Here is a 23617-nt window from a genome sequence, read left to right as displayed (position 1 = left end):
CCGCCCCACGATGCCCGCCCGTGAAATCACCATCATCAACAAGCTGGGTCTGCATGCCCGGGCGGCAGCCAAGTTCGTCGGCGTTGCCGGCCGCTTCCCCTGCCAGGTCAGGGTTGGCCGTGCGCCGGACAAGCTGGTGGATGGCAAGAGCATCATGGCGGTGATGATGCTGGCGGCCGGCAAAGGCACCCAGGTGCACCTGCATACCGAAGGCGAGCAGGACGTTGATGCCATGGATGCGCTGGTCGAGCTGATCAACAACTTCTTCGACGAAGGCGAATGAATTTCGCTGGCTCATTCGCAAGCGGTACGCGTACCCTGTGGGAGCGGCTTTAGCCGCGAAGAATCCAACGCGGTGCATGGCACCGGCTGCGCCGGTGTTCGCGGCTAAAGCCGCTCCCACAGAGTCCCCGCTAATTCAATGAGTCATGTGCCGCCCCCACAGCGAAGCCGGTGAACACCCCATCATCCGGCGCAAACCGATGCACAGCCCCAAGCTGGCCAGGCCAGGTCCAACCAGGCGAAGCCGCGCGCCAATAGCAGCGCAGTGCCTGCCAGCAACAGCAAAGTCCCAAGCGCCAGGCGAAACAGGCGAAACAGGCGCACACGGCTGACAGACATCATCTGGGAGCGCATACCGGGGAAACTCACTTCAGGGTTTCGAGGTAGCGGCGCTCCACTTCCGCCCAGTCAATGACGTTGTAGAAAGCACCGATGTATTCCGGACGACGATTCTGGTACTTCAGGTAGTAGGCATGCTCCCACACGTCCAGGCCGAGGATTGGCGTGTTGCCGTGCATCAGCGGGCTGTCCTGGTTGCCGCTGCTTTCCACTACCAGGGTTTTCTGCGGGGTCACGCTGAACCAGGCCCAGCCACTGCCGAAGCGGGTCAGCGCAGCCTTGGTGAAGGCCTCCTTGAAGGCATCGAAGCCGCCCAGTTGGGCGTCGATGGCCTGCGCCAGAGCGCCCTGCGGCTCTCTCCCGCCCTGCGGCGACATCACGGTCCAGAACAGGCTGTGGTTGGCGTGCCCGCCACCATGGTTGGTCACCGCACCACGCAGGTTTTCCGGCAGTTGCCCGACCGCGCCGAGCAGTTTTTCCACCGGCCACTCAGCCCACTCGGTGCCTTCGATGGCGGCGTTGAGGCCATTGACGTAGGTCTGGTGGTGCTTGGTGTGGTGGATTTCCATGGTCTGCGCGTCGATGTGCGGTTCCAGCGCAGCGTAGGCGTAAGACAGTGCAGGCAAGGTATGGGGCATATCAGTGAATTCCGTAGGCATGGGTTGGGCGATGACCAACACGGCCACCGCTGGCGCTTGGGCCGTGACTCAGTGTCAGATACCACCGGCGGTGAGCTTCTCCGGGTCCAGCAGCGCTTCCAGCTGGTCACGCGGCAGGTCGGTGTGCTCCAGCGCCACATCGATGATCGGACGGCCCTGCTTGTAGGCGGTCTTGGCGATTTCAGCGGCTTTGAGGTAGCCGATGATCGGGTTCAGCGCCGTGACCAGAATCGGGTTGCGTGCCAGGGCTTCCTTGAGCTTGCTTTCGTTGACCTTGAAGCTGGCGATGGCCTTGTCGGCCAGCAGGCGGCTGACGTTGGCCATCAGCTCGATGCTCTCCAGCAGGTTGCGGGCGATCACCGGCAGCATCACGTTCAGTTCGAAGTTGCCGGACTGACCGGCGATGGCGATGGTGGCGTCATTGCCGATCACCTGGGCGGCGACCATGGCGGTGGCCTCCGGAATCACCGGGTTGACCTTGCCCGGCATGATCGAAGAGCCCGGCTGCAGGCCTTGCAGCTCGATTTCGCCCAGCCCGGCCAGCGGGCCAGAGTTCATCCAGCGCAGGTCGTTGGCGATCTTCATCAGCGCCACGGCGGCAGTCTTGAGCTGGCCGGACAGGGCCACCGCGGTGTCCTGCGAGCCGATCAGGGCGAACAGGTTCTGCCCGGGGGTGAACTCGACCTGGGTCAGGCCGCTGAGCTGGCGGGCGAAACCGGCAGCGAACTGTGGGTGGGCGTTGATGCCGGTGCCCACGGCGGTGCCACCCTGGGCCAGCGCCTGCAGGCTCGGCAGGGTCGCTTCGATGTGTGCCTTGGCGCCATTGATCTGCGCCCCCCAGCCATCCAGCACCTGGCTCATGCGCACTGGCATGGCGTCCATCAGGTGGGTGCGGCCGGTCTTCACGTGCTGATGCACCTGTGCCGACTTGGCCTCGATCACCTGTACCAGGTGCGCCAGGGCTGGCAGCAACTGCTCGTGCAGGGCCAGGGCGGCGCTGACGTGAATGGTGGTCGGGATGATGTCGTTGCTGCTCTGGCCGCAGTTGACGTGGTCGTTGGCGTTGACGGCTTCACCCAGCACGCGGCTGGCCAGAGTCGCGATCACCTCGTTGGCGTTCATGTTCGAGCTGGTGCCGGAGCCGGTCTGGAACACATCCACCGGGAAATGCTGGATGAAGTCACCCGCCAGCAGTTGCTCGACTGCCGTGACGATGGCCTGACCCTGCGCGGTCGACAGCTGTTCAAGTTCGACGTTGGCCTTGGCCGCGGCAGCCTTGGCCAGCAGCAGCGCACGAATGAACTGGGCCGGCATGCGCTGGCCGCTGATCGGGAAGTTGTCGACCGCGCGCTGGGTCTGGGCACCGTACAGGGCCTGGGCCGGCACCTGCAGTTCGCCCATGCTGTCACGCTCGATACGGGTATCACTCATCATCAAATCCTTGCATCAGTTCATCGGGAGAAATCGACGGCAGCAGGCGGCAATTGGCCAACTGCAGGGCGTAGGGCTGCCAGCGCTGGTTCTGGGCCTCGCGGTCGAGGTTGCGCAGGTCCAGCAGCGGGCGCCAGGCCTGGTCCAGGCACAGGCAGCGCCAATGCCAAGGCAGCATGCGGTCGCAGGCGGTATCCAGCAGCAGGCGGAAGGAGGTCAGCGCCACCGTCCATGGCGAGGTCTCGGTGCAGCACACCAGGTAACGGCCTTCAGCCAGGTAATGCTCGATCAAGCGCGGCTCGTCGGGCTCGAGCGCACAGCGGATGCGTCGGCTGAGCCAGCGCCAGTTTTCCAGGTAGGGCAGTTCGCGGAGGACGGGTTTCATGAACATCATCGCCGGGTTACTGGATAATGATATTCATTATTAGGTGATAAACAGAATCACTTCAAGAGAAAGGTGATGAAACAAAAAACCCGGCGTGGGGGCCGGGTCTTCGGTTTCATTGAAAATTCTCTATAGCCTGCACCGGCCTCTTCGCGGGTAAACCCGCTCCCACAGGAATCGCACAGGGCTTAAGTCTGGTGCAGCACCTGTGGGAGCGGGTTTACCCGCGAAGAGGCCGGTACAGGCTGTGGATCAGCTACCCGCCACAGTCATCCGCTCGATCAGCACCGAGCCGGTGTGAATGTTGCTGCGGGTCTCAAGATCGCTGCCAATCGCGACAATCTGCTGGAACATGTCTTTCATGTTCCCGGCAATGGTCACTTCCTGCACCGCGTGCTGAATCTCGCCATTCTCGACCCAGAACCCTGCCGCGCCACGGGAATAATCCCCCGTCACCATGTTCAGGCCATGCCCCATCAACTCGGTCACCAGCAGCCCGCGGCCCATGCGCCGGATCAGCGCCGCCTGGTCTTCGACACCATGGCTGACGAACAGGTTGTGCACGCCGCCGGCATTGGCCGTGCTTGGCAAACCCAGCTTGCGCCCGGAATAGGTACCCAGCAGGTACGACACCAGCTCACCCTTGTCGACGAACGGCTTGGCATAGGTAGCCAGGCCATCGCCGTCGAATGCGGCACTGCCCAGTGCCCGCGGAATGTGCGGGCGCTCGTCGAGGGTCAGCCAGGTGGGGAACAGGCGCTGGCCAATGGTCCCCTCCAGGAACGACGACTTGCGGTACAGGTTGCCGCCGGAGATGGCCGACAGGAAGCTGCCGAACAGGCCACCGGCCAGCTCGGCCGAGAACAGCACCGGCACCTCGCAGGTCGGCACCGGTCGCGCACCCAGGCGGCTGGCAGCACGCTGGGCAGCGCGCACGCCGATGCTACGCGGGTCTGCCAGCAGGTTGCCCTGGCGGTTCACGTCGTACCAGTAGTCGCGCTGCATCTGGCCGTCGCCTTCGGCGATCATCACGCAGCTCAGGCTGTGCCGGGTCGAGGCGTAGCCACCGATGAAACCATGGCTGTTGCCATACACGCGGCAGCCCTGGTGGGTATTGAGGGTGGTGCCGTCGGCATTGAGGATACGCGGGTCGGCGTCGAACGCCGCCGCCTCGCAGGCCAGGGCCATCTCGATGGCCTTCTCCGGCTCGAGGTTCCAGTCGTGGTACAGGTCCAGGTCCGGGATCTCGCGGGCCATCAACGCTGCGTCGGCCAAGCCGGAACATTCGTCTTCGGAGGTATGCTTGGCAATCGCCAAGGCGGCGGCGACGGTTTCGCGGATCGCTTCCGGGCCACTGGCCGAGGTGCTGGCCGAGCCTTTGCGCTGGCCCACATAGAGGGTGATGCCAAAGCCCTGGTCGCGGTTGAACTCGACCGTTTCGACCTCTCGCTGGCGTACAGTGGTGGACAGGCCCTGCTCCAGCGACACCGCCACTTCGCAGGCACTGGCCCCCTGGCGGCGCGCTTCGGCGATGATCGCCTCGACCTGCTCCTGCAATGCTGGCAGGTCCTTCGGACCTACGCTCTGGACTGCACTCATGGTTCTCTCCACTCAAATTCTGCGTTCGGCGAGGGTCATTCTACGACCGGGCCGGACAAGCGGCCCCCGACTGGTTATCATGGCGGCGATTTCTAGCGGACTGCCACCATGGTTGATTCAAACGACGACGCCTTCGACGGCGAAAAAAGCAAAACCCAGATCAAGCGCGAGCTGCATGCGCTGGTCGAACTCGGCGAGCGCCTTACCACGCTCAAGGCCGATACCCTGGCTCGCCTGCCGTTGACCGACGAGCTGCGCAAGGCCCTGGCCGAAGCCAGCAAGCACACCGCTCACGGTGCCCGCAAACGCCACATGTCGTTTGTTGGCAAGCTGATGCGCGTGCAGGACCTGGATGCCATCCACGCCTTGCTCGAACAGATGGACAGCTCGACCCGCCAGTACAACGAGCGCTTCCACGGCCTGGAGCGCTGGCGCGACCGGTTGATCGACGGTAACGACGAAGACCTCGAGCGCTTCGTCAGCGAATACCCCGACACCGACCGCCAGCAACTGCGCTCGCTGGTACGCCATGCCCAGCACGAGAAGGCGCGGAACAAACCGCCTGCCGCCGCGCGCAAGGTGTTCAAGTACATCCGCGACCTCGACGAGCTGCAGCGCGGCTTGCGCTGATCACCCTGGGGCCGCTTTGCGGCCCAATCGCGACACAAGGCCGCTCCCACAGTAAGTGCGCAGCCATTTCTGCATGGCGCAATCCCTGTGGGAGCGGCCTTGCGTCGCGAAAGGACCGCAAAGCGGTCCCAGATGGCCATCACGCCCCGGTACCGCCCACGGTAATCGCGTCCAGCTTCAAGGTCGGCTGCCCGACCCCCACCGGCACCGACTGCCCGTCCTTGCCGCAAGTCCCTACCCCGCTGTCCAGCGCCAGGTCGTTACCGACCATCGACACCCGGCTCATCGCCTCCGGGCCATTGCCGATCAGGGTCGCCCCCTTCACCGGCGCGGTAATCTTGCCGTCTTCGATCAGGTAGGCCTCACTGGTCGAGAACACGAACTTGCCGCTGGTGATGTCCACCTGGCCACCGCCGAGGTTGGCGCAGTAGATGCCCTTCTTCACCGAAGCGATGATTTCCTGCGGGTCGCTTTCGCCGGCACGCATGTAGGTGTTGGTCATGCGCGGCATCGGCAGGTGCGCGTAGGATTCGCGGCGGCCGTTGCCGGTCACCGCCATGCCCATCAGGCGCGCGTTCAGCTTGTCCTGCATGTAGCCTTTGAGCACACCGTTCTCGATCAGCGTGGTGCACTCGGTCGGGGTGCCTTCGTCATCCACGCTCAGCGAGCCACGGCGGCCTTCGAGGGTGCCGTCGTCGACGATGGTGCACAGGCTCGATGCCACTTTCTCGCCAATGCGGCCGCTGAACGCCGAACTGCCCTTGCGGTTGAAGTCACCTTCCAGGCCATGGCCGACAGCCTCGTGCAGCAGCACGCCCGACCAGCCCGAGCCCAGCACCACCGGCAGGGTACCAGCCGGTGCCGGGATCGCCTCCAGGTTCACCAGGGCCTGGCGCAGCGCTTCGCGGGCATAGCCCATGACCCGCTCTTCGGTGAAGAAGCGGTAGTCGGTACGCCCGCCACCGCCCTGCCCGCCACGCTCGCGGCGGCCATTCTGCTCGACGATGACGCTGACGTTGAAGCGCACCAGCGGGCGCACGTCGGCGGCCAGGCTGCCATCGGCCGCAGCGATCAGGATGCGCTCCCAGACCCCGGCCATGCTCACACTGACCTGCTGGATACGCGGGTCCAGGGCACGGGTGGCGGCGTCGACACGCTTGAGCAGGTCGACCTTTTCAGCACGGCTGAGCACATCCAGCGGGTTGTCCGCCGGATAAAGGGCAGTCACGTCCTGGCTGCGGAAGGCCTGCACCTTACCGTTCTGCCCGGCACGGGAGATCGAACGGGCGGCACGGGCGGCCGAGGTCAGCGCTTCGAGGTTGATTGCGTTGCTGTAGGCAAAGCCGGTCTTTTCACCCGACTGGGCACGCACGCCCACGCCCTGGTCGAGGTTGAAACTGCCCTCTTTGACGATGCCGTCTTCCAGCGCCCAGGTTTCCGAGATCTGGCCCTGGAAATACAGGTCGGCGGCATCGATGCCGGGGCCGGCCAACTCACCCAGCACGCTCTGCAGGCTGTCCAGGGTCAAGCCGCCTGGGGCCAGGAGCTGCTCGCTGACGGTGGATAACATCTGGCTCATAGTCACTCCGAGGTGTGCGCAGGCCGCAACGCGCCCTGCGAGAAAAAGCGCCGGTGCGATACCACCGGCATGCGCGCCCGGATGGACGCTTGTTCGTCAATGTCGCGCTCGGCGAGCAGTACCGCTTCACCTTGCGCCTGTTCCGCGACGATGCGCCCCCAGGGGTCGACGATCGCCGCATGGCCATGGGTTTCCCGTGGCCCCGGGTGAGTGCCGCCCTGCGCCGCAGCCAGCAGGTAGCACTGGGTCTCGATGGCCCGGGCGCGCACCAGCACTTCCCAGTGCGCCGCGCCCGTTACCGCAGTGAAGGCGGCCGGCGCAGTGATCAGTTCCGCACCAGCGGCGCGCAGTGCGCTGTACAGTTCGGGGAAGCGCAGGTCGTAGCACACGCTCAGCCCCAGCCGCCCCACCGGCGTATCAGCCACCACTACCTGAGCGCCGTGAGCATAGTCGTCAGACTCGCGGTAACGGCCACGGTTGTCGGCAACGTCCACATCGAACAGGTGCAGCTTGTCATAGCGTGCCGCTACCTCACCGTGTTCGTCGATCAACAGCGAGCAGGCATGCGCCTTGGCTTCAGGCTGGCCGACCGGTGGCAATGGCAAGGTACCGGCGACAATCCATAACTTGAGGTCGCGGGCGGTACGTTTCAACCATGGCAGGACCGGCCCTTCGCCCAACGCTTCGGCGCGGCCGATGGCAGCGGCATCCTTGCGGCCCATGGCGGCGAAGTTTTCTGGCAGCACGGCCAGTTGTGCACCGCCAAAGGCGGCCTGCTCCAGCAGGGCACCGGCGCGCTGCAGGTTGGCCAGCACATCGTCCTGGCTGACCATCTGGATTACAGCTGCCTTCATGGGCACTCCTAGCGGGATTTCTCGAAAGGTTTCACAAATGTGATTCTAGGCTCTTTCACCGGACCTTCGACACGGTAGTGCACGCTGGCAAAGCGCGACACGCGGTCGCCGATCAGCCGGTCGACCAGGAACAGCGCCCCGCCCACGGCCGGCGCGCCGACAATCAAGGCCGCCAGCGGCAGGTTGTTGGTCACTGGCAGGCTCACCTGCAGGTTGGCATCGACCCGGTCGCGTACCAGGTCCAGGGTACCGTCCAGCTCGAAGTTGCTCGACGGGCCAGTCACGGCGATTGGCTCGCGGGTCACATAGACACCGTTACTGGCCACCAGCAAGCCTTTGACCCGGTCGTAGGCCAGGCCCTTGTCGAACAGGTCGGAGAAGTCCAGGCGCAAGCGCCGGCCGATGGAGTTGAAGTTCAACAGGCCGAACACCCGCAGCGCCTGGGCACTGCCTTCGACCTCGACGAACTGTCCGGTGCGCAGCGCTGCGTCCATGCTGCCAGAGAAGCGCTTGAGGCTCACCGAGGCCGGCGAACCCGGCCAGCGGCCATCCACATCCAGGCGGAAGTCGCGGCTGGTCACGGTCGGGGCAAAGCCCCAGGCCTTGAGCACATCCGCCAGGTTCTTGCCGTCCAGGCGCCCTTTGTACCAGCTGCTGGTGCCGCCCGGTTCGCCTTCCCAGCCGCCGCCACCATCGATACGCAGGCCTTTGAAGTCGAGGTCGATGTCGCTGGCGGTCACGCCACGCGCGGTCGGCCGCAGCTTGAGCGACGCACTGCCGAACAGGTCGTCACCGCGATAGAGCTTGTCGATGCTCAGGTCCAGCGCCGGCACCTTGCGCGGGTCGAACGAGGCCAGCGGGTCCGGGCCCTCCTCGGCCTGTGCCTCGGCCTGCTTTTCAGCAGCGCTGGCGGCGGGCAGGCGCAAGGTCTGCATGCGCACGACCATGGGCGCACCCTTGGCATCCGGCACCCGGGCGTTGCCGATGACTTCCTTGCTGTCGAGGCGCAAATCCCAGGCGGGGCCACCACGGGCCAGGCGCACCACGGCCTGGTTCAGGTCCAGGCCAAAGGCTTTCAGCTGGCCGATGCTCAGGTCGACGCCTTGCAGGTTCTGCCGCGCGCTACCGCCCGGGTCGTTACCGGCCAGGCGCGCCGCCTGTTCCTGCCAAGGCCCCAGGTCCAGCGCCTCCAGGCGCCCGCGCACTCGCAGGCCCTGGCCGGCAGGTACCTGGGCGTCACCGGCGCCCAGCAGCAACTCGCCACGGCCCTGCCCCAGCTTCTCGGCCGGCGCGGCGTAGGCAAAGCGGGCAAGGTCGGTGTAGGCGACATCGAAGCGCCGCTCCGGCCCCTGCAGGGTCATGCTGAAACGGGTGTCACGGGTATCGGACGCTGCCTTGCCGAACGGGGCTGGCAGGTCGATGGCCAGGCCCTTGAGGCTGGAATTGACGCTCAGGCGGTTGTCTCGGCTACCGAGGCTGACCTGCAACTGGTACGGCAGGTCGCCGGAAGCCGGCAAGGCCTGGTTGAACTGCAGCCAGTCGGTCAGTGCCTTGAGCGATACCTGGCCGCTGGCGTTGACGCGTGTCTGCATCTGCCCGGGCTGGCCTTCGGCGGTGATTTGCGCCGTCACCGGCTTGCCGAAGGCCTGCAGGCTGATGCCCTTGCCGCTCAGGCCCTTGTCCAAATCAAAACTGAAGTCACCCTTCAGGCGGCTCAACTCCAGGCTCGGCGGCGCCACCTTCAACCGCGCATCGTCGGTGGCAAAGTCCACCTGCACTTTCGGCCGCTGCCCGCGGGCCAGCGGAATGTCGAGCTTGACCTTGCCCTTGAGCGGCCCCTCGCCCTCCCAGCCGGCGAAAATCTCGCCAGTGCCGATTGGCGCTTCCTTGAGGATCTTCAGGCCATCGCCCAGGCTGCCGTCGAAGTCGCCATCGAGATACAGGTGGCTTTGCTGGCCCTGGTCGACATGCGGGATATCGACGCTCACATCACTGACCTTGGTGTCGAGCAGCACGCCACGCTGGGCCTTGATGCGCACACCGCTGTCCTCGATGAACACATCGCCATCCACGTGCTGCACCTGCGGCCAGCCCGGCTGGAAGTCCAGGGCCGCATCACGCACCTTGAAGAACAGGCTGATGCTGCGGGCTTCCGGCGCGACGCCATGGTTCAGCGAGCCCTGGTACTGGAAGTAGCCTTCGTCCACCGTGCCTTTGACGATCGCACTGCGCAGCCATTCGTCGAGGGCGGGGCTGAGCACCTCGGGCAGGTACTTGGCGGTGTAGCGGCCATCGCCTTCGGTCAGGCCGACGCGCAGGTCCATGTAGTCCTCGCGGCCCTCTTCGAACAACAGGCGAATGAGGAAGTCACCGGCGATCTTGCCCTCCTCGCCGAGCACCTTGAGGTAAGGCGCGACCAGGGTGAAACCTTCCTTGTCCAAGGCCCAGGTCAGGCGCGCATTGGCCTTCTGGTAGTGCCAGGGTTTGGCGAAGATCGGGTACAGGTGCAGCATGAACGCATCGGTATCAAGGCGCAGTTCGCCATGGCCAAGGTCACCGCTGATGCTGCCGCTGACGTTACCGGCTGCCGGCGCATTGTGATAGGCATCGAAACCGACCTTCTCCAGGTTGGCTTCGAACTGCAGGCGCTGGTCACCCTCGGCCTTGGGCCGGGCCTCCAGGCGCACATTGCGCAGAGCGCCGGTTACCTTCAGGCCATCGACCACGGCCATGACCTTGTCCGGCAGCGGCGCCAGGGCATCGATCAGCGGGGTCAGCGGCGTGAGGTCGAGGCGGTCGGCCTGCACTTGCCAGCTTTCCGCGGCAGCGTCCTCGCCTGGACGCTGCTGCAATTGCAGGTGCGACTCCCAACGGGTCTTGCCGACATCCATGGCCAGGGAGTCGACCACCACATCGAAGCCTTGCTCCCGGCGCTGGAACCAGGCGCCCAGGGCCAGGTTGTTCAGTTTGGCCGCCTTGCGCCCGGCATAGGCGCCCTGCAGCTCCGGTGCATTGAGGCGTACAACGGCCTGCTGCAACTGCCCCTTGCGCCAGTCGACCCAGAACTCGCCGCCCGCCCGCAAGGCGTCGGCATGCCACTGGCCCAGCAGGCGTGGCGGCAGCCAACGCGCCCAGTCACTCTGTGGCAGGCTCAAGTAGGCTTCGACCTGGCCGTCGCGCCAGGCGTTGGCCGAGGCACGACTGCGCAGGTTCAGCGACAGGGGCTGGCCATCGGGCAGGGTCGCGCGCAGGTCCAGGGCATGGCGCGAAGCCCCGGCCTGCAGGCCGACGCTCACATAAGTCAGGGTCAACGGGTCGCGCTGCCAGGGGTGCAGGGTGACCTGGCTGTCGAACACATCGATGCGGCCCAACTGGCGCAGGCGCTGCAACAACTCGGCGGGGTCGAGCGGCGCATCGTCCTTCTTCGGCAGGCCTTCGAGGCTCCAGGCGCCCTGCTCGTTCTCACGCAGGATCAGTTGCAGGCCGCCCAACTGAATGCGTGCCAGGCGTACCTCGCGGGCAGTGAGGCTGGCCCAGACATCGGGTACCACCTTGACGTCGTCCAGGCGCAGGGCCGTGGCCCCCTCGCCCAGTTGCAAGTCGCGCACCCGCAGCACCGGTGCCAGGCCGCTCCAGCGGCCTTCCAGGGCACCGACGTGCACGGGCAGGCCCAAAGCCTGTTCGGCTTTGCTTTCCAAATCGGCGCGGTACTCGGCCACCAACGGCACCAGTTCGCGGCCGAGGCTGACATACAGCGCCACCAGTACCGCCAGCAGGGCGCAAACGCCCAGCCCCCAGCGGGTCAAGGCGACAAGAACGCGGGTCAGACGTCCCATGGCCATGGCCCTCCAAGTCGTTTATCCATGATGGCCCGTCGTCCCGGTTTTGCCAGCCCGGGCCACCCGCGGCGCGTTTCAGAAGGCCTCAGAGCAGCACCACATCGTATTGTTCCTGCGAATACATCGACTCCACCTGGAAACGAATGGTTCGGCCGATGAAGGCCTCCAGTTCCGCGACGTTACCGGACTCTTCATCCAGCAACCGGTCGACCACCTTCTGGTTGGCCAGCACGCGGTAGCCTTCGGCCTGGTAGGCACGGGCCTCGCGCAGGATCTCGCGGAAGATTTCGTAACAGATGGTCTCGGGGGTTTTCAGCTTGCCACGGCCCTGACAGGCCAGGCAGGGCTCGCACAGCACCTGTTCCAGGCTTTCCCGTGTGCGCTTGCGGGTCATCTGCACCAGGCCCAGCTCGGTGATGCCGATGATGTTGGTCTTGGCGTGATCGCGCTCCAGCTGCTTTTCCAGGGTGCGCAGCACCTGGCGCTGGTGCTCCTCGTCTTCCATGTCGATGAAGTCGATGATGATGATGCCACCGATGTTGCGCAGGCGCAGTTGCCGGGCGATGGCGGTGGCGGCCTCGAGGTTGGTCTTGAAGATGGTCTCTTCAAGGTTGCGATGGCCGACGAAGGCGCCGGTGTTCACATCGATGGTGGTCATCGCTTCAGCGGGGTCGACCACCAGGTAGCCACCGGACTTCAGCGGTACCTTGCGCTCCAGCGCACGCTGGATCTCGTCCTCGACGCCGTACAGGTCGAAGATCGGCCGTTCGCCCGGGTAGTGCTCGAGGCGGTCGGCGATTTCCGGCATCAGCTCGCCAACGAACTGCGTGGTCTTCTGGAAGGTTTCCCGCGAGTCGATGCGGATCTTCTCGATCTTCGGGTTGACCAGGTCGCGCAAGGTACGCAGGGCCAGGCCCAGGTCCTCGTAGATGACCGTGGGCGCACCGCAAGTCTTGACCTGGGTGCCGATCTGCTCCCACAGGCGGCGCAGGTAGCGAATGTCCTGCAGGATCTCTTCAGCGCGTGCGCCTTCGGCGGCGGTACGCAGGATGAAGCCACCGGCGTCCTTGATGTTCTCGCTTTCCATGCAGTCGCTGACCACCTGCTTGAGGCGCTCGCGCTCGGCTTCGTCTTCGATCTTCAGGGAAATGCCGACATGGCTGCTGCGCGGCATGTACACCAGGTAGCGCGACGGGATCGACAGCTGGGTGGTCAGGCGCGCGCCCTTGGTGCCGATCGGGTCCTTGGTCACCTGCACCACCAGGGCCTGGCCCTCGTGCACCAGGGCGGTGATGTTCTCTACCGCCGAGCCTTCGCGCTGGGATATTTCCGAGGCATGGATGAATGCCGCGCGCTCCAGGCCGATGTCGACAAAGGCCGCCTGCATGCCCGGCAGCACACGCACCACCTTGCCTTTGTAGATATTGCCGACGATGCCCCGGCGCTGGGTGCGCTCGACATGCACTTCCTGCAGCACCCCGTTTTCCACCACCGCCACGCGCGACTCCATCGGGGTGATGTTGATCAGGATCTCTTCACTCATGGCAGGCTCTCGTCAAAGGTCTTGGATAATGATGGATGGCGTATGCAGTGCTGGCTACCGCTGGTTTGTTACCTCTGGCGTATGCGCGGGCGATTGCCAGCAGGCAATGCCGAATTGGCCGAGCAGTTCGGCCGTTTCACTGAGGGGCAAGCCGACCACCGCCGAGTAGCTGCCGGAAAGGCCGGTGACGAACACCGCGCCCAAGCCCTGGATGGCATAGCCGCCGGCCTTGTCCGCGGGCTCGCCGCTGGCCCAGTAGCGTTGCGCTTCCTCGGCGCTGATCGCACGGAAGCGCACCTTGCTGGTGACGCACAGGCTGTGCACGCGCTGGCCATCGCTCAGGGCGACCGCGGTCAAAACCTGGTGCTCGCGGCCCGAAAGGTCGGCCAGCATGGCCAGGGCATCTTCGCGGGTTTCCGGTTTGCCGAGAATACGACCATCGAGCACCACGGCAGTGTCTGCACCCAGCACCACAGCACGATTTTCCAGGGCCGCGGTGTGGCTATTCGCGGGCGCGCCCGCTCCCACAGGGACGGCGCTGCCCTCGTGAGAGCGGGCATGCCCGCGAATGGCCTGCACTGGATGTTCCAGGCTGGCCAGGCCGGCGGCAGCCTTGGCCCGGGCCAGGCGCTCGACGTAGGCCGGGGCGCTTTCATCAGGCAATGGGGTTTCATCGATGGGGGCACTGACGACGCTGAACGGTACACCGATCTGGGTCAGCAGTTCACGACGACGGGGCGAGCCGGAGGCCAGGTATAGCGGGGTCATGCAGACATCTCCCTGTCAGTCGCGGCGGCGCCGTCAGTTGATATGCAAGCGTCGGCGCAGGTCGCGCAGGGCGAAGCTGATCCACGGCCAGAGCAAGGCACTGATCACCGCCGACCAGACCAACGCCAGGGTGGGCAGGCGGTTGCCGGTCAGCGCGCTGAGCCACAGCTGGATCAGCTGGGCAATACCGAAGATCACCAGGATCACCAGGCTCTGCTGCCACATGGGGAACATACGCAGGCGCTGCTGCAACGACAGCACCAGGAAGGTGATGAGGGTAAGGATCAGCGCGTTCTGCCCCAGCAGGGTGCCGTACAGCACATCCTCGGCCAGGCCCAGCACGAACGCGGTGGTCATGCCGACCTTGTTCGGTACGGCGAGGGTCCAGAACGACACCAGCAAGGCCAGCCACATGGGCCGGAACACTTCCATGAACTGCGGCATGGGCGAGACGCTGAGCAGCAGGCCGATGGCGAAAGTCAGCCAGATGACCCAGCCGTTGTTGCGGCGTGATGCAGCCATCATTGCCTCCGGGTGTGAGCGGGTGCGGCAGGCGCGGCAGCCGGCGTGGCAGGTGCGGCCGCCGGAGCTGCAGGCTGCGCAGCCGGGGCTGCCGGGGTCGCTGGTGTGGCCGCTGGTGTGGCCGGCGTGGCAGGGGCGCTGCCAGCTGGTGCGCCCTGCTCGCCCGTCGTGGCCGGCTGGCCTGCGGTCGAGGTGCCCTTGCGGTCAGCCTCTTCCTGGGCAATGGCGGCATCGGTGGCGCGCTGTTCCGGGCTGCGCCGGTCGCTGAACACCAGCAGCATGTAGCGGCTACGGTTGAGCGCGGCGGTGGGGATGGCACGAACGATGGCGAACGGCTGGCCGGAATCGTGGATCACTTCGTTGACCGTGGCCACCGGGTAGCCGGCCGGGAACCGTTGCCCCATGCCGGAACTGACCAGCAGGTCGCCTTCCTTGATGTCGGCGGTATCGGCCACATGGCGCAGCTCCAGGCGCTCCGGGTTGCCGGTGCCGCTGGCGATGGCGCGCAGGCCGTTGCGGTTGACCTGCACCGGGATGCTATGGGTGGTATCGGTCAGCAACAGTACCCGCGAGGTGTAGGGCATCAGCTCGACCACCTGGCCCATCAGGCCACGGGCATCGAGCACCGGCTGGCCCAGGAACACGCCATCACGCTCGCCCTTGTTGATCAGGATGCGGTGGGTGAACGGGTTGGGGTCGACACCGATCAGCTCGGCCACCTCGACCTTTTCGTTGACCAGCGCCGAGGAGTTGAGCAACTCGCGCAGGCGCACGTTCTGCTCGGTCAGGGCCGCCAGCTTCTGCAGGCGCCCCTGCAGCAGCAGGGCTTCGGTCTTGAGCTTTTCGTTCTCGGCGATCAGTTCGGTGCGGCTGCCGAACTGGCCGGCCACACCTTGCCACGCACGCTGCGGCAGGTCGGTGATCCAGTACGACTCCATGAGTACCAGGCCCATCTGGCTGCGCACTGGTTTGAGCACGTCGAAGCGCGCGTCGACAACCATCAACGCGACCGACATCACCACCAGGACGAGCAGGCGAACGCCCAGCGAAGGGCCCTTGGAGAAAAGCGGTTTAATGGGCCGTTCCTCGTGGACGACTCAGGAGGTCATTGGACATGGGACAACGCACCAGCCTGGTTGCGGGTTGACGGATACGGCGCCCCGAACGGGCGCCAGCCCAGCACATACAGGTAGCACTGTGCGTACTACCTGTAAACCGGGGCTCGTGAACAGCGAGCGGAATCACTCGCTGGAGAGCAGGTCCATCGCGTGCTTGTCCATCATCTCCAAGGCGCGACCACCGCCACGGGCGACACAGGTCAGCGGGTCTTCGGCGACGATCACCGGCAGGCCGGTTTCCTGGGCCAGCAGCTTGTCCAGGTCACGCAGCAGTGCGCCACCACCGGTCAGCACCAGGCCACGCTCGGCGATGTCCGAGGCCAGCTCAGGCGGCGATTGCTCCAGGGCACTCTTGACCGCCTGGACGATGGTCGCCAGGGATTCCTGCAGCGCTTCGAGCACTTCGTTGGAGTTCAGGGTGAAGGCACGCGGTACGCCCTCGGCCAGGTTGCGGCCGCGCACGTCGACTTCGCGTACTTCGCCGCCCGGGTAGGCGGTACCGATTTCCTGCTTGATGCGCTCGGCGGTGGACTCGCCGATCAGGCTGCCGTAGTTGCGGCGCACGTAGGTGACGATGGCTTCATCGAAGCGGTCGCCGCCAACGCGGACGGATTCGGCATAGACCACGCCGTTCAGGGAGATGAGCGCGATTTCAGTGGTACCACCACCGATATCGACGACCATCGAACCGCGGGCTTCTTCGACCGGCAGGCCGGCACCGATGGCGGCGGCCATCGGCTCTTCGATCAGGAACACTTCACGGGCACCGGCACCCAGCGCCGATTCGCGAATGGCGCGGCGCTCTACCTGGGTCGACTTGCACGGCACGCAGATCAGCACACGCGGGCTCGGCTGCAGGAAGCTGTTCTCGTGAACCTTGTTGATAAAATATTGCAACATTTTTTCGCAGACGCTGAAGTCGGCGATGACGCCGTCCTTCATCGGACGAATGGCAGCAATGTTGCCAGGCGTACGGCCCAGCATGCGCTTGGCTTCGGTACCGACGGCGACGACGCTTTTCTGGTTGCCATGGGTACGGATGGCAACAACCGAGGGCTCATTCAGGACGATACCGCGCTCACGCACGTAAATAAGGGTGTTGGCAGTACCCAGGTCGATGGACAGATCGCTGGAAAACATGCCACGCAGTTTCTTGAACATGGGAAAGTGACCCTGGGGAAAGCGTGGGTAAAAAAGTGCGGCAAACTCTAACAATGGCAGGGATTTTGGGCAAGGAGCCAATATGTTAAATTGGCTGTTTTTCCGAGCACGCCAGCAGAATTTCGCGGCCGTTAGACCGCCAGAAAGCTGACATGTTCCTCACTGCGGACCCAAATTCCGGTCTTTGTTTCCCCTGGAGATCCCCATGGCGCTTGAACGCTGCGACGTGGAAAAGATCGCCCATCTGGCCCGTCTGGGCCTGAATGATGGCGAACTGCCACGCATTACTGACGCACTGAACAGCATTCTCGGGCTGGTCGACCAGATGCAAGCGGTCGACACTACCGGCATCGAGCCACTGGCCCACCCCCTGGAGGCCAGCCAGCGCCTGCGTCCCGACCAGGTCACCGAAAGCAACCAGCGCGACGCCTACCAGGCCATCGCGCCGTCGACCGAAAGCGGTCTGTACCTGGTTCCCAAAGTCATCGAGTAAGGGATAGAGCCTGCCATGCATCAATTGACCCTGGCCGAGATCGCCCGCGGACTCGCCGACAAGTCGTTTTCCTCCGAAGAGCTGACCGGCGCCCTGCTGGCGCGCATCAAGCAGCTCGACCCGCAGATCAACAGCTTCATCAGCGTCACCGAAGACCTGGCCCTGGGCCAGGCGCGTGCCGCCGACGCCCGTCGCGCCGCCGGCGAAACCGGCGCGCTGCTGGGTGCCCCGATCGCCCACAAGGACCTGTTCTGCACCAACGGCGTACGCACCAGCTGCGGCTCGAAGATGCTCGACAACTTCAAGGCGCCGTATGATGCCACCGTGGTTGCCAAGCTGGCCGAAGCCGGCATGGTCACCCTGGGCAAGACCAACATGGACGAATTCGCCATGGGTTCGGCCAACGAATCCAGCCACTACGGCGCGGTGAAGAACCCATGGAACCTCGAGCACGTCCCGGGCGGCTCGTCGGGCGGTTCGGCCGCGGCAGTGGCTGCGCGCCTGCTGCCAGCCACCACCGGCACCGACACCGGCGGCTCGATCCGCCAACCGGCGGCACTGACCAACCTCACCGGCCTCAAGCCGACCTATGGCCGCGTGTCGCGCTGGGGCATGATTGCCTACGCCTCCAGCCTCGACCAGGGTGGCCCGCTGGCCCGTACCGCCGAAGACTGCGCCCTGCTGCTGCAAGGCATGGCCGGTTTCGACGCCAAGGACTCCACCAGCATCGAAGAGCCGGTGCCGGACTACAGCGCCAACCTGAATGCTTCGCTGCAGGGCCTGCGCATCGGCCTGCCGAAGGAGTACTTCGGTGCCGGCCTCGACCCACGCATCGCCGACCTGGTCCAGGCCAGCGTCAAGGAGCTGGAAAAGCTCGGCGCGGTGGTCAAGGAAATCAGCCTGCCGAACATGCAGCACGCCATCCCGGCCTACTACGTGATCGCCCCCGCTGAAGCCTCGTCCAACCTGTCGCGCTTCGACGGCGTGCGCTTCGGCTACCGCTGCGAAAGCCCGAAAGACCTCACCGACCTGTACAAGCGTTCGCGTGGCGAAGGCTTCGGTGTCGAAGTGCAGCGCCGCATCATGGTCGGCACCTACGCCCTGTCGGCCGGCTACTACGACGCCTACTACGTGAAGGCGCAGCAGATCCGCCGCCTGATCAAGAACGATTTCATGGCTGCCTTCAACGACGTCGACCTGATCCTCGGCCCGACCACGCCGAACCCGGCCTGGAAGCTCGGCGCCAAGAGCAGCGACCCGGTCGCCGCCTATCTGGAAGACGTCTACACCATCACCGCCAACCTGGCGGGCCTGCCGGGCCTGTCGATGCCGGCCGGCTTCGTCGATGGCCTGCCGGTCGGCGTGCAGCTGCTGGCGCCATACTTCCAGGAAGGCCGCCTGCTCAACGTCGCGCACCGCTACCAGCAAGTGACCGACTGGCACACCCGCGCCCCCAACGGCTTCTGAGGAATTCACACATGCAATGGGAAGTTGTGATCGGGCTGGAAATCCACACTCAGCTCGCCACCCAGTCGAAGATCTTCTCCGGCAGCGCCACCACCTTCGGTTCCGAGCCGAACACCCAGGCCAGCCTGGTTGACCTGGGCATGCCTGGCGTACTGCCGGTGCTGAACCAGGAAGCCGTGCGCATGGCGTGCATGTTCGGCCTGGCCATCGATGCCGAGATCGGCAAGCGCAACGTGTTCGCGCGCAAGAACTACTTCTACCCGGACCTGCCCAAGGGCTACCAGATCAGCCAGATGGACCTGCCGATCGTCGGCAAGGGCCACCTGGACATCGCCCTGGAAGACGGCACCATCAAGCGCATCGGGGTAACCCGTGCGCACCTGGAAGAAGACGCCGGCAAGAGCCTGCACGAAGACTTCAGCGGCTCCACCGGCATCGACCTGAACCGTGCCGGCACCCCGCTGCTGGAAATTGTCTCCGAGCCTGACATGCGCAGCGCCAAGGAAGCCGTGGCCTACGTCAAGGCGATCCACGCGCTGGTGCGTTACCTGGGCATCTGCGACGGCAACATGGCTGAAGGCTCGCTGCGTTGCGACTGCAACGTGTCGATCCGCCCGAAAGGCCAGGCCGAGTTCGGCACCCGCTGCGAGATCAAGAACGTCAACTCGTTCCGCTTCATCGAGCGCGCGATCAACAGCGAGATCCAGCGCCAGATCGACCTGATCGAGGACGGCGGCAAGGTGGTACAGGAAACTCGCCTGTACGACCCGAACAAGGACGAGACCCGCTCCATGCGCAGCAAGGAGGAAGCCAACGACTACCGTTACTTCCCCGACCCGGACCTGCTGCCGGTGGTGATCGAGGACAGCTTCCTCGAAACCGTCCGCGCCGGCTTGCCGGAACTGCCGACGCAGAAGGTCGAGCGCTTCCAGAACCAGTACGGCCTGTCGGCCTACGACGCCAACGTGCTGGCATCCAGCCGCGAACAGGCGGACTACTTCGAGGAAGTGGTGAAGATCGGTGGCGATGCCAAGCTGGCAGCCAACTGGGTCATGGTCGAGCTGGGCAGCCTGCTGAACAAGCTGGGCATCGAGATCGACCAGGCGCCGGTCAGCGCCGCACAGCTGGGCGGCATGCTGCTGCGTATCCGCGACAACACCATCAGCGGCAAGATCGCCAAGACTGTGTTCGAGGCCATGGCCGCTGGTGAAGGCGATGCCGACAGCATCATCGAAAGCAAAGGCCTGAAGCAGGTCACCGATACCGGTGCGATCGACAAGATGCTCGACGAAGTGCTGGCGGCCAACGCCGAGCAGGTCGAACAGTACCGCGCAGCCGACGAGGCCAAGCGTGGCAAGATGTTCGGCTTCTTCGTCGGCCAGGCGATGAAAGCCTCCAAAGGCAAGGCCAACCCGGGGCAAGTGAACCAATTGCTCAAGGCCAAGCTCGAAGGGTGATTGTTTTACCCCTGTAGTCCTGCGAGGGCTTCGCCCTCGTTCGCGGCTAAAGCCGCTCCCACAGGTACAGCACCGCTCGCCAGTGCAGCGCCGTACCTGTGGGAGCGGCTTTAGCCGCGAATGGCCGCACCGGAGCATTCGAATTGCTAAAGCGATCCCTGAGCACCCTCGCCCTCTTCTCCCTGCTGGCCGGCTGCGCCAGCCAGGACATCGACGTCGACCCCGACGGTTACGACAAGACCGGCACCGCTTCCTATTACGGCGCGCGCCACCACGGCAAACGCACCGCCAGCGGCGAACCGTTCAACCAGCATGGCCTCACCGCCGCCCACCGCAGCCTGCCCTTCGGCACCCGGGTACGGGTTACCAACCTGGCCAACCAGCGCAGCGTCGTGGTGCGCATCAATGACCGTGGCCCACATACCCGCGGCCGCCTGATCGATCTTTCACGTGCCGCCGCAGAAAAAATCGGCATGATCCGTAGCGGAACCGCGCGCGTGCGAGTACAAGGGCTTAGCGACTGACGCGACAGGAGTCCGACCATTTTCGACCTGGCTACCCTTCCCACCTCCAGCCTCCTGCAACTGGGCATCGCCCTGCTGTTGCTGGTCGGCGGTGCCGAACTGCTGGTACGCGCAGCCCTGCGCCTGGCCCAGCGCCTGCACGTACGCCCGCTGATCATCGGCCTGAGCCTGGTGGCCTTCGGCAGCACTGCCCCGCAAATGACCGTGAGCCTGCAGGCCGCCTACCAGGGCGCGCCGGATGTGGCGGTGGGCAGCGTGATCGGCAGCAACATCTTCAACGTACTAGTCATTCTCGGCCTGGCCGCACTGATCATCCCGCTGCGTGTGTCGCGGCAACTGGTGCGCCTGGACATTCCACTGATGATCGTCGCCAGCGGCCTGGTCTACGGGTTATCCGCCAACGGCCACCTCGGCCGGGTCGAAGGGGTGTTGTTGCTGACCGGGCTGGTCGGCTACCTGGCTATGCTTTGGCACCAGTCGCGCCACTACGCCCGCACCTACCCCGCTCCGGCCACCGCCACCAGCAGCACCGGGCGCTTCTGGTCGGGCACGCTGCTGCAGGTGCTGGCCGGCCTGGGCCTGCTGAGCCTGGCGGGTCACTTGTTGCTGGAAGCTGCCGTAGAGGTGGCCACCGACCTGGGGCTGTCCGAGCGCATCATCGGCCTGACCGTCGTTGCCATCTGTACCTCCCTGCCGGAACTGGCCGCTGCGCTGATCGCCGCCCTGCGCGGTGAACGGGAAATCGCCGTGGGCACGGTGATAGGCAGCAACCTGTTCAACCTGCTGGCGGTGCTGGGCCTGACCGCACTGGTCACCCCCGAGCCGCTGTCGATCTCGCCCAACGCCTTGGCTTTCGACCTGCCGGTAATGCTGGGTGTTGCTGCGCTGAGCCTGCCGGTGTTCTATTCCGGTTACCGCATCACCCGCGCCGAAGGCCTGGTGTTCCTCTGCCTGTACCTGGCCTATGGGCTGCACGTGGCGGCGTTCACCATGGGCATGCCGCTGGCCGGCCGCCTGGAGCGGTTGATGCTGTTCTACGTACTGCCGGTGCTCGCCATGGTGTTGCTGTACACCACCGCACGAGCCTGGCGTCGCCAACACTAAGGAAAACAACATGGCTGATAGCAAGAAAACCGGCGAACAGATTCGGCGCCAGGTGATGGGCGATGCGTTCGTCGACCGCGCCCTGGGCAATGCCACCGACTTTACCCAGCCGCTGCAGGACTTCGTCAACGAACATGCCTGGGGCAGCGTGTGGGCCCGCGACGGGCTGCCGTTGAAAACCCGCAGCCTGATTACCCTGGCCACGCTGACGGCACTAAAGTGCCCGCAGGAGCTCAAGGGGCATGTGCGCGGGGCGTTGAACAATGGCTGTACGGTGGAGGAAATTCGCGAAGCGCTGCTGCATTGCGCGGTGTATGCGGGGGTGCCGGCGGCGATTGACGCGTTCCGTGCGGCACAGGAAGTGATCGACAGTTATCAATAGGTAGCCTGTGCCGGCCTCTTCGCGGGTAAACCCGCTCCCACAGGTACTGCACAGGTTTCAGTGCCTGTGGAGCCCCTGTGGGAGCGGGCGTGCCCGCGAAGAGGCCGGTACTGTGTTACCTACCTGGCCTGGCGAGCCTTCTTCATCTTGAAGGCCACCCACAGCACCAGGATCCACCCCGGAATCAGCATCACCGAGATGCGAATCGGCGGGGTCAGGTACATCACCACCAGGATCAGCACGATGAATGCCAGGCACAGGTAGTTGGTGACCGGGTGCCCCCAGCTTTTGTAGAACGGGGTAATCCCGGCCGCCAGCTTGGCCTTGCGGAACTTCAGGTGGGTGATGCTGATGCTCGCCCAGTTGATCACCAGCGCCGACACCGCCAGGGCCATCAGCAAACCAAAGGCTTCACCCGGCATCAGGTAGTTGATCAGCACGCACAGCCCGGTGGCGAAAGCCGACACACCCAGCGCGGTCAGCGGCACGCCGCTACGGCTTACCTTCAGCAACTGACGCGGCGCGTCGCCCTGGCTGGCCAGGCCGAACAGCATGCGGCTGTTGGCGTACACGCAGCTGTTGTACACCGACAGTGCGGCCGTCAGCACCACGATATTGAGGATGGTCGCCACCAGATCACTGTCCAGTTCGTGGAAGATCATCACGAACGGGCTGCCACCCTGCACCACCTTCTGCCACGGGTACAGCGACAGCAGCACCGCCAGGGCACCGATATAGAAGATGAGGATGCGGTACACCACCTGGTTGGTGGCCTTGGGGATGCTCTGACGCGGGTTGTCGGCCTCGGCGGCGGTGATGCCCACCAGCTCCAGGCCACCGAACGAGAACATGATCACTGCCAGTGCCATCACCAGGCCGGTGACGCCGTTGGGGAAGAAGCCGCCGTACTGCCAGAGGTTGGCCACGCTGGCGTCCGGGCCGCCATGGCCGCTGGTCAGCAGCCAGGCGCCGAAGCCGATCATGCTGACGATGGCCACCACCTTGACCAGGGCGAACCAGAACTCCATCTCGCCATAGACCTTCACCTGGGTCAGGTTGATCAGGTTGATCACCACGAAGAAGATCGCCGCCGTGGCCCAGGTGGGGAAGCCGGGCCACCAGTACTGCACGTAGATACCCACCGCTGTCAGCTCGGCCATGCCGACCAGTACGTACACCACCCAGTAGTTCCAGCCCGAGACGAAGCCGGCAAACTCGCTCCAGTACTGGTGGGCGAAGTGGCTGAAGCTGCCGGCCACCGGCTCTTCTACCACCATTTCGCCGAGCTGGCGCATGATCAGGAAGGCCATCAGGCCGGCAATGGCGTAGCCCAGCAGGACGGAAGGGCCGGCCAGCTGGATGGTCTGGGCGATGCCCAGGAACAACCCGGTACCGATGGCCCCGCCCAGCGCGATCAGCTGGATATGGCGATTCTTCAGCCCGCGCTGTAACCGCTCGGGCGTGCTCTGGTCTTGCATGAA

Annotated in this window: 21 protein-coding genes; 8 read left to right on the top strand and 13 right to left on the bottom strand. The window is 64.9% G+C overall.

Going from position 1 to position 23617, the window contains the following annotated elements; genetic code table 11:
- Positions 1-10 precede the first annotated feature (10 nt).
- Positions 11-283 (top strand): HPr family phosphocarrier protein, encoded by a 273-nt coding sequence (locus tag CAG00_RS13755; protein WP_023660775.1) that lies wholly within the window; start codon positions 11-13, stop codon positions 281-283.
- A 364-nt stretch (positions 284-647) separates the two neighbouring features.
- Here the strand turns inward: CAG00_RS13755 and CAG00_RS13750 are convergent, their stop codons facing one another.
- The 4 genes from CAG00_RS13750 to pmbA all read right to left on the bottom strand — a co-directional run bounded on the left by CAG00_RS13750 (position 648) and on the right by pmbA (position 4695).
- Positions 648-1259: a superoxide dismutase gene (locus CAG00_RS13750; protein ID WP_085664515.1), complete on the bottom strand. Its 612-nt coding sequence runs from the start codon at positions 1257-1259 to the stop codon at positions 648-650.
- A gap of 75 nt (positions 1260-1334) precedes the next feature.
- Positions 1335-2711, bottom strand: a complete 1377-nt coding sequence (locus CAG00_RS13745; RefSeq protein WP_085664514.1) for a lyase family protein — start codon at positions 2709-2711, stop codon at positions 1335-1337.
- Entirely contained in the window at positions 2704-3105 is a 402-nt protein-coding gene (locus tag CAG00_RS13740; RefSeq protein ID WP_025337819.1) for a hypothetical protein, read from the bottom strand. Before CAG00_RS13740 ends, CAG00_RS13745 begins: the two co-directional genes overlap by 8 nt.
- Before the next feature lie 243 nt (positions 3106-3348).
- The gene (gene pmbA / locus CAG00_RS13735; protein WP_025337818.1) at positions 3349-4695 is read right to left on the bottom strand and encodes a metalloprotease PmbA; all 1347 of its coding nucleotides are present in this window, start codon (positions 4693-4695) and stop codon (positions 3349-3351) included.
- A gap of 108 nt (positions 4696-4803) precedes the next feature.
- On the opposite strand from pmbA, the gene yjgA reads away from it, so the two are divergent.
- On the top strand, positions 4804-5325 hold the full coding sequence (gene yjgA / locus CAG00_RS13730) for a ribosome biogenesis factor YjgA (RefSeq protein WP_025337817.1): 522 nt from the start codon (positions 4804-4806) through the stop codon (positions 5323-5325).
- A 139-nt stretch (positions 5326-5464) separates the two neighbouring features.
- Here yjgA and tldD read toward each other — a convergent pair whose 3' ends face one another.
- The 8 genes from tldD to mreB form a co-directional block, all read right to left on the bottom strand.
- On the bottom strand, positions 5465-6904 hold the full coding sequence (gene tldD / locus CAG00_RS13725; protein WP_025337816.1) for a metalloprotease TldD: 1440 nt from the start codon (positions 6902-6904) through the stop codon (positions 5465-5467).
- 2 nt (positions 6905-6906) lie between these two features.
- Positions 6907-7758 (bottom strand): carbon-nitrogen hydrolase family protein, encoded by an 852-nt coding sequence (locus CAG00_RS13720; RefSeq protein WP_085664513.1) that lies wholly within the window; start codon positions 7756-7758, stop codon positions 6907-6909.
- Positions 7759-7766: 8 nt separating this feature from the next.
- Positions 7767-11600, bottom strand: coding sequence for a YhdP family protein (locus CAG00_RS13715; protein ID WP_085664512.1), 3834 nt, complete (start codon positions 11598-11600; stop codon positions 7767-7769).
- 82 nt (positions 11601-11682) lie between these two features.
- A complete protein-coding gene (rng, locus tag CAG00_RS13710; RefSeq protein WP_085664511.1) occupies positions 11683-13140 on the bottom strand; it encodes a ribonuclease G in 1458 nt (485 codons plus the stop codon).
- Positions 13141-13194: 54 nt separating this feature from the next.
- A complete protein-coding gene (locus tag CAG00_RS13705) occupies positions 13195-13908 on the bottom strand; it encodes a nucleoside triphosphate pyrophosphatase (protein WP_085664510.1) in 714 nt (237 codons plus the stop codon).
- A gap of 33 nt (positions 13909-13941) precedes the next feature.
- The gene (gene mreD / locus CAG00_RS13700) at positions 13942-14430 is read right to left on the bottom strand and encodes a rod shape-determining protein MreD (RefSeq protein WP_015269051.1); all 489 of its coding nucleotides are present in this window, start codon (positions 14428-14430) and stop codon (positions 13942-13944) included.
- A complete protein-coding gene (gene mreC, locus CAG00_RS13695) occupies positions 14430-15446 on the bottom strand; it encodes a rod shape-determining protein MreC (protein ID WP_350013044.1) in 1017 nt (338 codons plus the stop codon). The genes mreD and mreC overlap by 1 nt, the downstream gene beginning before the upstream one ends.
- A gap of 225 nt (positions 15447-15671) precedes the next feature.
- Positions 15672-16709, bottom strand: a complete 1038-nt coding sequence (gene mreB / locus CAG00_RS13690; protein WP_003255163.1) for a rod shape-determining protein MreB — start codon at positions 16707-16709, stop codon at positions 15672-15674.
- Between the two features lie 205 nt (positions 16710-16914).
- On the opposite strand from mreB, the gene gatC reads away from it, so the two are divergent.
- The 6 genes from gatC (at position 16915) to CAG00_RS13660 (ending at position 22136) form a co-directional block, all read left to right on the top strand.
- Positions 16915-17202, top strand: coding sequence for an Asp-tRNA(Asn)/Glu-tRNA(Gln) amidotransferase subunit GatC (gatC, locus tag CAG00_RS13685; RefSeq protein WP_003255165.1), 288 nt, complete (start codon positions 16915-16917; stop codon positions 17200-17202).
- Positions 17203-17217: 15 nt separating this feature from the next.
- Positions 17218-18669, top strand: a complete 1452-nt coding sequence (gatA, locus tag CAG00_RS13680; RefSeq protein WP_085664509.1) for an Asp-tRNA(Asn)/Glu-tRNA(Gln) amidotransferase subunit GatA — start codon at positions 17218-17220, stop codon at positions 18667-18669.
- An 11-nt stretch (positions 18670-18680) separates the two neighbouring features.
- Positions 18681-20126: an Asp-tRNA(Asn)/Glu-tRNA(Gln) amidotransferase subunit GatB gene (gene gatB, locus CAG00_RS13675; RefSeq protein WP_013971062.1), complete on the top strand. Its 1446-nt coding sequence runs from the start codon at positions 18681-18683 to the stop codon at positions 20124-20126.
- 143 nt (positions 20127-20269) lie between these two features.
- Positions 20270-20650 (top strand): septal ring lytic transglycosylase RlpA family protein, encoded by a 381-nt coding sequence (locus CAG00_RS13670; protein WP_025337810.1) that lies wholly within the window; start codon positions 20270-20272, stop codon positions 20648-20650.
- Positions 20651-20710: 60 nt separating this feature from the next.
- Complete coding sequence (locus CAG00_RS13665) at positions 20711-21754, top strand: calcium/sodium antiporter (RefSeq protein WP_085664508.1); 1044 nt, start codon at positions 20711-20713, stop codon at positions 21752-21754.
- Between the two features lie 10 nt (positions 21755-21764).
- Complete coding sequence (locus CAG00_RS13660) at positions 21765-22136, top strand: carboxymuconolactone decarboxylase family protein (protein ID WP_046615782.1); 372 nt, start codon at positions 21765-21767, stop codon at positions 22134-22136.
- 119 nt (positions 22137-22255) lie between these two features.
- Here the strand turns inward: CAG00_RS13660 and CAG00_RS13655 are convergent, their stop codons facing one another.
- Positions 22256-23614 (bottom strand): amino acid permease, encoded by a 1359-nt coding sequence (locus CAG00_RS13655; protein ID WP_013971058.1) that lies wholly within the window; start codon positions 23612-23614, stop codon positions 22256-22258.
- Between the last annotated feature and the right edge of the window lie 3 nt (positions 23615-23617).

Origin of the sequence: Pseudomonas sp. B5(2017), assembly GCF_002112825.1 — a bacterium.
Taxonomy (GTDB): Bacteria; Pseudomonadota; Gammaproteobacteria; order Pseudomonadales; family Pseudomonadaceae; genus Aquipseudomonas; species Aquipseudomonas putida_Z.
The sequence above is the reverse complement of the archived record's forward strand: the minus strand, read 5'-3'. Positions and strand labels throughout refer to the sequence as shown.

Excerpts from the sequence above, each read along its gene's own strand:
- CAG00_RS13755 (WP_023660775.1), top strand. The coding sequence starts at position 11 with ATGCCCGCCCGTGAAATCACCATCATCAACAAGCTGGGTCTGCATGCC.
- CAG00_RS13750 (WP_085664515.1), bottom strand. The coding sequence starts at position 1,259 with ATGCCCCATACCTTGCCTGCACTGTCTTACGCCTACGCTGCGCTGGAA.
- CAG00_RS13745 (WP_085664514.1), bottom strand. The coding sequence starts at position 2,711 with ATGAGTGATACCCGTATCGAGCGTGACAGCATGGGCGAACTGCAGGTG.
- CAG00_RS13740 (WP_025337819.1), bottom strand. The coding sequence starts at position 3,105 with ATGATGTTCATGAAACCCGTCCTCCGCGAACTGCCCTACCTGGAAAAC.
- pmbA (WP_025337818.1), bottom strand. The coding sequence starts at position 4,695 with ATGAGTGCAGTCCAGAGCGTAGGTCCGAAGGACCTGCCAGCATTGCAG.
- yjgA (WP_025337817.1), top strand. The coding sequence starts at position 4,804 with ATGGTTGATTCAAACGACGACGCCTTCGACGGCGAAAAAAGCAAAACC.
- tldD (WP_025337816.1), bottom strand. The coding sequence starts at position 6,904 with ATGAGCCAGATGTTATCCACCGTCAGCGAGCAGCTCCTGGCCCCAGGC.
- CAG00_RS13720 (WP_085664513.1), bottom strand. The coding sequence starts at position 7,758 with ATGAAGGCAGCTGTAATCCAGATGGTCAGCCAGGACGATGTGCTGGCC.
- CAG00_RS13715 (WP_085664512.1), bottom strand. The coding sequence starts at position 11,600 with ATGGCCATGGGACGTCTGACCCGCGTTCTTGTCGCCTTGACCCGCTGG.
- rng (WP_085664511.1), bottom strand. The coding sequence starts at position 13,140 with ATGAGTGAAGAGATCCTGATCAACATCACCCCGATGGAGTCGCGCGTG.
- CAG00_RS13705 (WP_085664510.1), bottom strand. The coding sequence starts at position 13,908 with ATGACCCCGCTATACCTGGCCTCCGGCTCGCCCCGTCGTCGTGAACTG.
- mreD (WP_015269051.1), bottom strand. The coding sequence starts at position 14,430 with ATGGCTGCATCACGCCGCAACAACGGCTGGGTCATCTGGCTGACTTTC.
- mreC (WP_350013044.1), bottom strand. The coding sequence starts at position 15,446 with ATGTCGGTCGCGTTGATGGTTGTCGACGCGCGCTTCGACGTGCTCAAA.
- mreB (WP_003255163.1), bottom strand. The coding sequence starts at position 16,709 with ATGTTCAAGAAACTGCGTGGCATGTTTTCCAGCGATCTGTCCATCGAC.
- gatC (WP_003255165.1), top strand. The coding sequence starts at position 16,915 with ATGGCGCTTGAACGCTGCGACGTGGAAAAGATCGCCCATCTGGCCCGT.
- gatA (WP_085664509.1), top strand. The coding sequence starts at position 17,218 with ATGCATCAATTGACCCTGGCCGAGATCGCCCGCGGACTCGCCGACAAG.
- gatB (WP_013971062.1), top strand. The coding sequence starts at position 18,681 with ATGCAATGGGAAGTTGTGATCGGGCTGGAAATCCACACTCAGCTCGCC.
- CAG00_RS13660 (WP_046615782.1), top strand. The coding sequence starts at position 21,765 with ATGGCTGATAGCAAGAAAACCGGCGAACAGATTCGGCGCCAGGTGATG.
- CAG00_RS13655 (WP_013971058.1), bottom strand. The coding sequence starts at position 23,614 with ATGCAAGACCAGAGCACGCCCGAGCGGTTACAGCGCGGGCTGAAGAAT.